Genomic DNA, 11,250 nt, shown 5'->3' with positions numbered 1-11,250 from the left:
GCTTTTTTATTTGGGTATTATTTAGCAAAAATACTACATTAATTATATTGAAAAAGATTATCCCAACGCTCATCTAATATCGTTTTTGCGTGATCTAAATTTATTGCGCTATACACATCACTAGTGCACGTTACCAAACGCATACGCACCAGCTTTTCAAGTGCGTCGCTAATTTCAAAATCAAGATCGCACTGGTATTTACTTTTAAACCAATGCTCTATTTGTTCATCAAGCGTTTGTGCGGTTAAGCCGCTTTCTGATTTGAGTAAAAAGGTATACGCAAGCAGGGCTTCTTTTATGTCTTCTTCTTCGGCAGCGTCAATAAGCGTGTGAAAAACACCCGCGTTATTATCAAGGTTTTTAAAGTAGAGGTTATCGCTAAGCGCTTTCATAAATTTAATTTTACGGTTTTTAAACTTACTCCATTCTTTAAAAATAAAGCTGCCAAATACTCCCATGCCAATAGCAAAGGTAATAAAATGTTGTTGGGTCATTTCTACAGCTTCACTTCTAAAACCACCCCAAAAAGCAAACAGAGCAAGCAATAATACGATTGATGCACCAAGTTTAGTTATAAGTACCACTGCACCGCCAACTAAAGCCGATGAGCCAATAATTGCTTTATCAATAGGGCGCATGCGTACTTCGCTATTAGGAAATAGCATTTCGAGATCGGCCTTTGGCACATTTTGAAACAGCTTTACTATGGTTGAGCTTGGCTCAAATCCCATTGGCGTTTTATTTTTAGCTTCAAAATAAGCGCTATCTTTAAAGCGAATAAACACGGCAACACGGTCGTAATTAGTAAAGTGCAGCGGCTTTTTACGAAGGCCCCAAAAGCTGGTAATAGTTTCAGTGAGTTGCGACTCGCCACGGCGATAAAATACCACTTCTTCAAAGTCGTCAAATTCAACTTCAAGGCGCACCTTAAATAATGACTCTTCATTTAATGCATCTTGTAAGTCTTCATTGGTTATCACTTCAAAATTAGCGGCATTAAGCACCTTAGCAAAATCTTTAGCAAACTCATGTTGGCACTGCGCTTTTTGATCCGCCGATACTGGCGCTAACGATCGCGTGTCACTGTTGGGATCAAAAGGGGCGTAGTTGTTTTTAAGTGACTCAAGTGTTGAGTGGTAATCGTAATGAATAAGGCTTGCTAGTAAATCGCAAAATTGTTTAAACGATGTTTTTTGTGTACTGCTTTTAAGCTCTTCGCTACACATATCAACAATATCTTGCTTTCTAAAGGGAATAAAACGCGCACTTTGCATAAATTAATAACTACTGTGATAGGGAATCTAACTGCATAGGCACATAATAAAATATTCTTATGGATATTACTAATTTGTTAATGCAGTAGGACCTGATAAATTTAGCACACTGTTTTCAGCGTGTATTAACCTAAATATGTAATTATTAGCTCATTGAATACTCTTGTTCTTATTTATAAGTGAAAAGGATTTACTATGGCCATTCAAAAAAAGCTAAAAGAAAAAACGCGTAATTTTATTGACTCTAAGCATATGCTTAGCGGTATTACAGTGGCGTCATTTTTAGAGTCAACCATAGTTCCTATTCCACTCGAAGCTGTATTAGTACCGCTAATGCAAGCTCGTCGTGAAAAGCTATGGCTTATTGCGCTAATGGCTACTTTAGGCTGCATAGTGGGCGCATTGTTTGGTTATGCGTTGGGTTATTATTTATTTGATGCGGTTGGCGATTGGATTATTAATACGTTTTCGAGCCCTGAGCAATTTGAAAACGTTAAACAGCAAATGCAAGATCAAGGTTTTTGGTTTGTAATAACACTAGGCATAGTGCCTATTCCGTTTCAAATAGCGATGCTTGCAGCTGGCGCGACTAAGTACTCTATTTGGCTGTTTTTATTGGCCTCGGGTATTGCGCGTTCTATTCGTTACTTTGGTCTGGCTATTATTGTTTATTATGCAGGTAATGAAGCTGAGCGAATCATTAGTAAACACAAAACTAAGGCAATGGTTTTAATAACGTTACTTGTGTTAGGAGTTTGGGGATTAAGCTTGGTGATTTAAGCTCATTATTAAAGGTTATTAACCACCTTATTCTAATAAGCCTTTTTGGTAATGTGCTATAGTTTTTTAATATAGTATCGAAAAGCTTAGGGTTAATATGATTGAAACTGTAAAACTCACTATCAGGCTTTCTAATTTTTTTAAAATGAGCTGGAAAAATAAAACTGTAAGCATATTTTTATTAGCTTATATTGTTATTTTTTCAGCCTACTCCCTAACTAACTTTCCTCCCTTACAAGTTCAAAATAATGTTTACGGTTTTACAACTGATTTTATTAATTTAATTGTTCTTATTTTTTTATTTTGGATGGTTCAGTGCTCCAAACTTTCAAAGCTTGCATATACATTTTCGACTCTCGGATTAATGCTCTGGTCCATGGGTAATACAGCTGATTTAATCGATGAGATAGTGATACAGCCTTACTGGGTAAGTATTTATTTTGAAGATTTATGCAGAACCAGCGGTATGCTTTTAACTTCCTATGGTTTATTTAAAACGATGCGCTTTGTACAAAGTATTAATAATCGATTAGCGCGTGAGCTAATTATTGATGATTTAACCAAGGTACATAACAGACGTTATTTTTATCAGCACGCTAAAGATACTCAGCACTCACCTTACGTTATTTTAATTGTAGATATTGACCACTTTAAAGCAATTAATGATGAATTTGGTCATGATGTTGGTGATGTAGTGCTTAAAGAACTAGCAACTAAATACGACAATGCTTTTACGCACCAAAACAAGTTTGCTCGTCTCGGTGGTGAAGAGTTTGGTGGCTACTTGCCTACAAATAATATGACGCAAGCGTGTGATTTTTCGCAGCAATTAATTGATCTTGCGCACACCATAAATGTTCAAAATTCTCGCCACTTAACAGTAAGTATAGGTGTTGCAATGCAAACGGCTAATGAGCCTTTAGATAAAGTAATGAAGCGCGCTGATCAAGCTTTATATTTAGCTAAGAAGAGTGGCCGAGATCGTTTTGAAATTGCCCCGTAAGCGTTTTTAATTATATAAAAACACGTCCTTATTGTTTGCACATTTACTACACTTTTTAACGTTTTCGTAAGGAAATGTCAGTGAGGGTAATGCTTTGTAAATCATGAAATTAAAATAGAATGTTTGGGTCATAATGGGGATATTAATAATAAGGAATAACCTTAATGACCAACTCCCTTTTAAAAGCTGCATTACCCTTAAGTCTAATTACTATTTTGTCGGGCTGCGGCTCTGATGATAGCTCAAGCTCTACAGGTTACATCCAATTGTATAACGGCTCTTACAATAGCCCATATACACGTTTGTTTGTTGAAGAAACAGAGCGCTCAGGCGCTGATTTTGCCGATGTAACTACTCGCCATAACTACAGTACAGGCACTTATGATGTAAGTTTTGAATACCTAGATGCTAACGACAGCTATATAACAATTAGCGACCAAGAAATTTCTATTAAAGGTGATAAAACACAGTTAGTAGTAATGAGCGGCAACTTTGATGAGCCTACATTTACAGAGCTTAGCGTACCTATCACAAGCGATACGGGTGAGTTTAACTTAGGGTTTTATAATATTGCAGGGGAGGATACTAACTACGATATTTATTTAGCAACTGATGATGGCGTATTTGAAAGCGCGACACTTTTTTCATCGGCTCAATATTTAAGTGAGTTAGATCTGCAAAGCATTGATGAAGGCTATTACACTATTTACATAACAGAAGCGGGCAGCAGTGATGTTGTGTACGAGTCGTCATCTGTTTATTTATACGACGAAGCAAGCTATGTAGCAATGATCCGCCCAAGTTATGCTACAGAAGAAGGCGGTATTACGCTTGATGTAGTAACCGATAATAACTACGTTACTGAGCTTAAACATCAATCTGCCCTGGGGCAATTACGTTTTATAAATACGGTTGATGACTACTCGCCAGTAAGCTTTTCTGCTACACGCGGTACAACTGTAAACACAACAAATACAGTTGCTAGTGACTCTTATACCGATTATGTTGAACTTTCGCCTAATAGTTACAGCGTAGCGATGTACGACGAAGAAGGTACAAAACTAGCTGATAACTTTTTAATGACGCTAGAGCGTGAGCAAAGTGCGGTGGGTATTTTTTATAACGACGTTGATAACGGTTTACGTATGATGAGCGTTGAAGAAAACCTAACACCAAGTAGTTACAGCCATACGGTATCGGTTGTAAACCTAATTGAAAGCTACGCAGGGCAGTCGGTTTCAGATGTAGATGTGTACTTTACACTTAACGGCGAAACGGTAGACGACACCAGTAACGTAGTCGATGGCCTAGATAAGTATGACCAAGAAGAACAGGTTGTAGATAACGAAATTTACACGGTTTATGTTGTATATGAAGATAATGGCCAGCAAATTGTGCTTATTCAGCAAAGCGATATGGACTTTACACAAGAGGGTAACTACATATTGATTTTAGAGCATGATGAAACAACAAGCTCAGGTTATAAAATGACCCTAGAGCGCACTATTACCGATAGTGTTGAATAAATCTAAACATATTAAGTAGCATAAAGCCTAAGCACTTTAAGTACTTAGGCTTTTTTATTGAACAAAATTTACCTACTCATTAATAATTAGGTACACTCTGGGCATAATAATTAATAAGAGTGTGCCATGGATGATTTAGTTGGGTTAGCCGTCATAGTAATACTGGTTGTAGTTGCCGGTGCTATTTGCGGCTTAATAGCGCTAGTGCAGTTAAATGGATTAAAACAAGAAGTGGCTGTTTTAAGGGCCAAAGTAACACACTTACAAACACATAAACCGATATCGCAAAGTGAACCTCAAAGTGAAGCATCTACGGCTCAGGCAGCGATTTCAATAACAGAGCCAATTGCTCATAAAGCACAGCCAAGCTCAACGTCCCAAAACGCGTCGCCACCTTTAATAAATCAGCCATCAGCGCCTCCTAAAAAAGCCAAACCAGCTACAGCATCAGCCACAGAATTACTATTTAATAAATTACGCGCAGGGTTTGAAGAGAACTGGATGACCTGGATAGGCGCAATAGCGCTTGCGTTTGGGGGCATCTTTTTAGCTAAATACAGCCTAGAAGCGGGATTATTATCGCCTGTAATGAGGTTGAGTTTAGGCGGCTTATTTGGGCTTGGCCTAATTGCAGCCGCAGCTTATTTACACCATAAACGCATTGTATTTGAAGGCTTTAATAATTACATACCCGCAGCGCTTGCAAGCGGCGGGTTTATTACCTGTTTTGCTTTAACGCTTTTAGCTTACAGCAGTTACGGCATGCTGAGCCCTACCGTGGCATTTTTTGCGTTAGCTATTATAGCAATTAGTGCAAGCGCGATGGCGCTTAGGTTAGGCCCGCTATTGGCCGTGCTTGGTATTATTGGCGCTTACAGCGTACCAATATGGGTTAGCACTGGCAGTGGTAACTTGTTTGCATTATTTATGTATGTTGGCTTTGTAAGTTTGTCAGCCGCGTTAGTTGCACATAAAGTACAGCGAGCTTGGTTGTGGTATTTATTATGGGCAGGGCATATTGGTTGGTATTTAGTTGGTTTTACATTACTTAAAATTAATACCGTTTGGTTAATGGGGGCATTTGCTTTACTTAGTATTATTGGGTTAATTGCTATACCGCGCTTAGGTCTAAAACTGAATGTTATTGAACATCGCCCGCACAGTTTAAAACGCTTACTTAAAGTGCTTCCAGATCATGCATTATTACTCGCCTTTATAGCGCCTTTAATATTTACCATGCTAATAAGTCACTTTGATATGCAGTGGCAAACAATCGGCGTGTTAAGCATTGTATTGGTGTTGTTTTTAGTCCTTAAAAATAGCCGTTGGGATATTTGGCAGGGTGTAGCGTTAGTTATTTCAACGCTATTAGTGATAGGCGCTCAGCGCACGCATCTTTCGCCAAACCTATTTGATGACGCACTCTTTATATTCAAAAATGAGTATGGTTTGGGTTTATTACTCGGATTGTTACTTACCGCTTTTGGGCTTTATTACGGTAAAAAACAGATTAAGCGTTTAGCGTTTCATATTACGGGGGCATTTAGTGTATTTGTAATGATAGCGACTTTATATACGCTTATTCCTAATTCCGCGTTAAGTACTGCATATCCACTTTGGGCCGTTGTATTGTTTGTAGTCGCCGCTATTTTAATAAAGCTCGCGCAACATAATACAACGCTATTTCAGCGTTTTACTTATTGGATAGGTGCTAATGCCAATATTACGTTAGCAATTACCATGCTACTAAGTGACAGCGGCCTAACCATTGCTCTTGCTGTACAAGTATTACTTATAAGCGTACTTATTAAACGCTATAGCGTGCCTATGCCACATTGGCCTATAAAAGCCTTGGTTGCTGCGTTATTACTGCGCCTTACGCTTTCACCTTGGACGCCAAGTTACGATGCACTCACGGTATTTGGTTTGCATTGGAGCATTGTGGTTTATCCGTTATGTATTGCGTTATTTTTTGCCGCAGCTAAGTGCTTTGACTCATCAAAACTGAAAATATGGCTCGAAGGTGCAGCGCTTCATTGTTTAGCACTTTTTATTACCACCGAAACAAGTTATCAGTTAGTAGGGCATTATCCGCAATTTGATTCACTTAACTTTTACGAACAAATACTCCTTACCTGTAACTGGCTGGCATTAGGGTGTGTGTATTTACACAGAGCAAAACTTGCCGGTACTTTAGCTAAGTTATACCAAGTGGCGGGCTTTGCACTTGTAGGGTTAGCAGGGCTTTTTGCTATTAAAACACTGCTTGACGACAACCCATTATTTGAATCACTTTACATAGGTGAGCTGCCAATATTTAACTGGTTATTACTATTGTGGTTAGTACCTGCAGGATTAACGCTTTGGCTGGCCAAGCTTGTAAAACCAATAAATGCTAAAGCTACACCATTTATATTGGCCGTTGCAGGTGGCTTTATATTATTGGCAATAAACAGCTTTATTCGCCAATACTGGCAAGGTCCTTACATTTACTTATCAAAAGGCGCAAGTAATGCAGAGCTTTATAGCTACTCTGTTATTTGGTTAGTAATGGGTGCGGGTACTGTTATTTTTGGTCATTTAAAAAACCAGTTATTAATACAAAAAATAGGCTTAGGCTTACTAGCTGCAGTTATTGTTAAAGTGTTTTTAATTGATATGGCTAACTTGGAGGGCTTACTTAAAGCGCTTTCGTTTATTGGATTAGGACTTTCGTTGGTGGGGTTAAGTTGGTTATTCCAAAAGCTTAGAAGCCGAGTAAATCCAGTTTAACTTTTGAACACTTTATAAAGCAAAGCCCAGTGAAGATACTGGGCTTTTTGTTTTACGCTATTACTTGATAGCTTTTAACTAGAACACTTTTAACTAGATCACTTTTTGCTCGCTTATTATGTACTGTGATTAAGCAGTGCTTTTAGTTTGCCCGGTTTAATTGGCTTACTTAAATAATGAATATTAGCGGCTTTGGTTTCTTGTTTAAGCTCGGTGTCGCGTACTGCGGTAATTAAAATAGCGGGTACTTGGCTTTGCCAAATTTCGCGCAGGGTTTTAATTAGCGTTATGCCATCGCAGTCATTGCCTAATTGGTAGTCCATTAAAATAACATCGGGTGCACCGTTTTGCTTAGCGTGCGCCAGTACATTATTTACATTATCAAATAGCGTGTAATTAGCTTGCCACTTTTTAAGTAAGCTTGCCATTGCTGCTAAATTTTCAGGGTCGTCGTCTACGGCAACAATATTAATTGCTGCACGGTTTTCTATTAGGCTGTTTGTCGTACTTTTTTGTTGTACAAACTGCTCGTCACCATAAGGTACCTCAATGCTAAAACGGCTACCTTTATTTGGCTCAGAATGCACATCAAGCGGCAAACTTAATAAGTCAGCCATACGTTTTACAACACCTAAGCCTAAGCCTACGCCTTTGTTATCGCCCGACTCAACACGGTAAAAGTCGTTAAATATTTTAGCTTGCTCTACTTCGCTAATACCAGGGCCTGTATCCCATACTTCTATTCGTAAATTGTGCTTTCGGTTCCTACAGGCAATTAATACACGGCCATTATCGGTGTATTTAACTGCATTAGAGACCAAGTTTTGAATAATTCGGCGCAAATAGGTTATATCGCTATGCACAATTTGCTGGTGTGAACGCACACTAAGCTTAAGGCCTTTATCACTTGATAAAATAGCGTATTCACTTTGCAATGGCGCTAAAATATCTTCAATATAAAAGTGGCGAGGAGTTGGGGTCATAGCGCCTTGTTCTAGCTTGGCTATTTCAAGTAGTGCCGACATTAAATGCACGGTTGAATCGAGACTGTCGCCTAATTTTTCAAAGCTGTTTTGGTTAGTGCTGTCGAGTTGCTTTTCGTCAATGGCAGCAAGGTATAAACGTGCTGCGTTTAACGGCTGTAAAATGTCGTGGCTCGCCAGTGCTAGAAAGCGCGTTTTACTGTCGTTGGCTTGCTCAGCTTCTCGTTTGGCTAAAGTAAGTGCTTGCTCGGTTTGTACACGGCTATCTATTTGAGCTTGTAAGTCTCTATTAATGGTTTGCACTTCTTGAGTTCGCGCTTCTATGCGGTTTTCAAGATCCATGTTTACTTCTTCAAGCGCATTTTGCGTACTTATGTGATTGGTAATATCCGAAAAGCTGGTAACAAATCCGCCATCGGGCAGCGGATTACCAATCATTTCGTATACTTGGCCATTACGACGGTGGCGAATAAAGTGATGCGAGCTGCCGTATTTTAAATGCTGCACACGTTTTTCTACTTGGCGTTCTATTTCGCCAGGGCCACATTCACCACGGTTAGCGTTGTATCTAATAATATCTTCTATGGGTTGGCCTACTTCTAAAAATCCTTCAGGGTAGCCGAACATTTCGCTGTAGCGTTTATTCCAAGCTACTAGCTTTAAATCTTTATCGACAACTGAAATACCATGGCTTAAATTTTCGAGTGAGGTAAATAACAGATTTTGATTAAATTGCAGCGCTTGTGTGGTTTCGTCAAAAAAGTTTACAACTTCTTCAAACGCCATACGCTTACCCGACGATACCGTATGTATTAATGCTTGTGCGGAAGATGCGCCCAGCACGCCTGTTAACGCGCGTTCGCAGTAGGCTATAAATTCAGGCTCTGGGTGTGCGTTGTTATCGCTTAAGTGATGGGCGAGTGCGTAATGCGCCAATACTTGTTGGCTGCGCTGAATACCTAAAAAGGTTTGCAGTAGTATTTTAAAGTCGTAAACAGTGGCTTTTACGTCTTTATTTAAGCGCCTTGATAAAATAGCCTGATCTTTAGGGTTAACAAAAGCAGCGGCCTGAATCTTATCAATTAAGCGCTCCTCAGCCCCAAGTGAAAAACTAATATAACACCCAATATTGGCAAACAAAGCTATCAAGGTTCCACGCGTTATAAGCGTTTGTTGTAGCTCGCTATCAAGCGTTGCTCCGGCATCGAGTATTGGCAGCATTAAAAATAGTACCCAGCAAATAAAGCCCGCTACTAAACCTGCATAAACCCCATAAGCATGGCCTTTTCGCCAGTATAAACCACCCACAATAGCGGGTAATAATTGAGTAACAAGTGAAAAAGCAACTAAGCCCATACTTGCCAGTGCGCTGCTATGGCCAAACCATTGCTGATAGAAATAGGCCAAAATTAAAATGCCTGCAATAGCAAAGCGCCTTACAAGCAAAATGCGAGACTTATAACTGGTGGTAATTAAGTTGCGTTTAAATTTACGACGTAGCATTAGGGGTAATACCACATCGTTTGAAATCATCGTGCTTAGCGTCAGTGTTGCTACCACTATCATTGCGGTGGCGGCCGATAAACCACCTATAAATACAAAGGTGGTTAAAAAGGCGTTGTCGTTAATTAACGGTAGGGCAAGTACAAAGCTATCTGGCGAATAGCCGCTGCCAATTTCAGGATGAATAGCCGCAGTAGCAATAGGTAAAATCATTGCGGCAGTTAATAATAAATACAGCGGAAAAGCCCAGCGAGCGGTAAGTAAGTGGCGTTTGTTTTGGTTGTCGACCACGGTTACATGAAACTGGCGTGGTAAACATATAATAGCGGCCGCAGCCATTAAGGACTGGCCAATAAAGTTAAAGCTAAAGAAGTTAAAGTCGCTCCAATGGGCCCAAATCGACTCGGTTACTTTATTTGAAGTAGGCTCTGGCATATTAAATAAGGTGTAAACAGCAAGGCCTGCTACAGCAATAAGTGCAATAAGTTTAATCATTGATTCAAACGCGACAGCAAGCATTAACCCAGAGCGATACTCTGTTACGTCCACTTTGCGGGTACCAAAAAATATTGCAAATAAGGCCATAATTAATGTGGCAGAAAGCGCGAGCATATCGCCTGATATTTTATTACTGTTTTGCAAAAGTAAAAAGCTGGTACTAAGCGCTTTTAATTGCAGTGCAATATAGGGAATAGTCGCGAGTAAGGCGATTACAGTAACCATAATCGCGGTAGTTTGGCGTTTGCCGTAACGAGCTGAAATAAAGTCAGCAATAGTGGTTATGTTTTGTTTTTTGCTTACCAGTACCAGCTTACGTAAAAACCCTTGGCCGAATAAAAACAGCAGCGCAGGGCCCAATAATATTGGCAAATAACTCCAACTGCTGGTGGCGGCTGTACCCACTGAGCCGTAGTAAGTCCAAGAGGTACAGTAAATCCCAAGTGAGAGTGAATACACAAAAGGGTGATGGCTAATACGCTTTGCCAAAGGGGTTGTTTTATCGCCCCAATTAGCGAGCCAAAACAGCACACCTATATAACTTAAAGCAACAATAATGAGTACGGCAGTCATGTTGTTATTAAACCTTATTATTTTAAATAGTCCCTCAACCCTATGAGGGATTAACACAATACCAGAACTGAGGTTAAGTGTGAGGCTTGAATTTAAAATAAAACTTTCATTTTATTTCTATCTTATTGAATATTAATAACAAAAATAAAATCATCTCAAGCATTAGACTAATGTCGCATTAATAACCAACTTACCAATTTAATAGTAAAGCCAATTCAAAAAATTAAGCTAACCAATTGAAATAAAATGAAAATGTATAAAGTACGTTTGAATGATAAATACAGTTTACGTAAACGTTAACAGGCTGTTACGACTATGGTCTCAATTCAATATGTAAC

The 11,250-nt window shown here is 39.1% G+C and carries 6 protein-coding genes; 4 read left to right on the top strand and 2 right to left on the bottom strand.

Going from position 1 to position 11,250, the window contains the following annotated elements; genetic code table 11:
• Positions 1-38: 38 nt before the first annotated feature.
• A complete protein-coding gene (locus I6E70_RS12275) occupies positions 39-1,274 on the bottom strand; it encodes a TMEM143 family protein (protein WP_101163475.1) in 1,236 nt (411 codons plus the stop codon).
• Between the two features lie 195 nt (positions 1,275-1,469).
• Here I6E70_RS12275 and I6E70_RS12270 point away from each other — a divergent pair, with 195 nt between their 5' ends.
• From I6E70_RS12270 to I6E70_RS12255, 4 genes are all read left to right on the top strand, one after another.
• The gene (locus I6E70_RS12270) at positions 1,470-2,054 is read left to right on the top strand and encodes a YqaA family protein (protein ID WP_010554604.1); all 585 of its coding nucleotides are present in this window, start codon (positions 1,470-1,472) and stop codon (positions 2,052-2,054) included.
• 97 nt (positions 2,055-2,151) lie between these two features.
• Positions 2,152-3,057: a GGDEF domain-containing protein gene (locus I6E70_RS12265; protein WP_197188818.1), complete on the top strand. Its 906-nt coding sequence runs from the start codon at positions 2,152-2,154 to the stop codon at positions 3,055-3,057.
• Between the two features lie 164 nt (positions 3,058-3,221).
• Positions 3,222-4,583 (top strand): hypothetical protein, encoded by a 1,362-nt coding sequence (locus tag I6E70_RS12260; protein ID WP_010554602.1) that lies wholly within the window; start codon positions 3,222-3,224, stop codon positions 4,581-4,583.
• Positions 4,584-4,709: 126 nt separating this feature from the next.
• Complete coding sequence (locus I6E70_RS12255; RefSeq protein WP_197188817.1) at positions 4,710-7,355, top strand: DUF2339 domain-containing protein; 2,646 nt, start codon at positions 4,710-4,712, stop codon at positions 7,353-7,355.
• 116 nt (positions 7,356-7,471) lie between these two features.
• Here I6E70_RS12255 and I6E70_RS12250 read toward each other — a convergent pair whose 3' ends face one another.
• Complete coding sequence (locus tag I6E70_RS12250) at positions 7,472-10,912, bottom strand: PAS domain-containing hybrid sensor histidine kinase/response regulator (protein WP_197118015.1); 3,441 nt, start codon at positions 10,910-10,912, stop codon at positions 7,472-7,474.
• Positions 10,913-11,250: the final 338 nt, after the last annotated feature.

This window comes from Pseudoalteromonas sp. NGC95 (assembly GCF_015864705.1).
Taxonomy (GTDB): domain Bacteria; phylum Pseudomonadota; class Gammaproteobacteria; order Enterobacterales; family Alteromonadaceae; genus Pseudoalteromonas; species Pseudoalteromonas arctica.
This window is presented reverse-complemented; position numbering and strand designations above follow the sequence as displayed.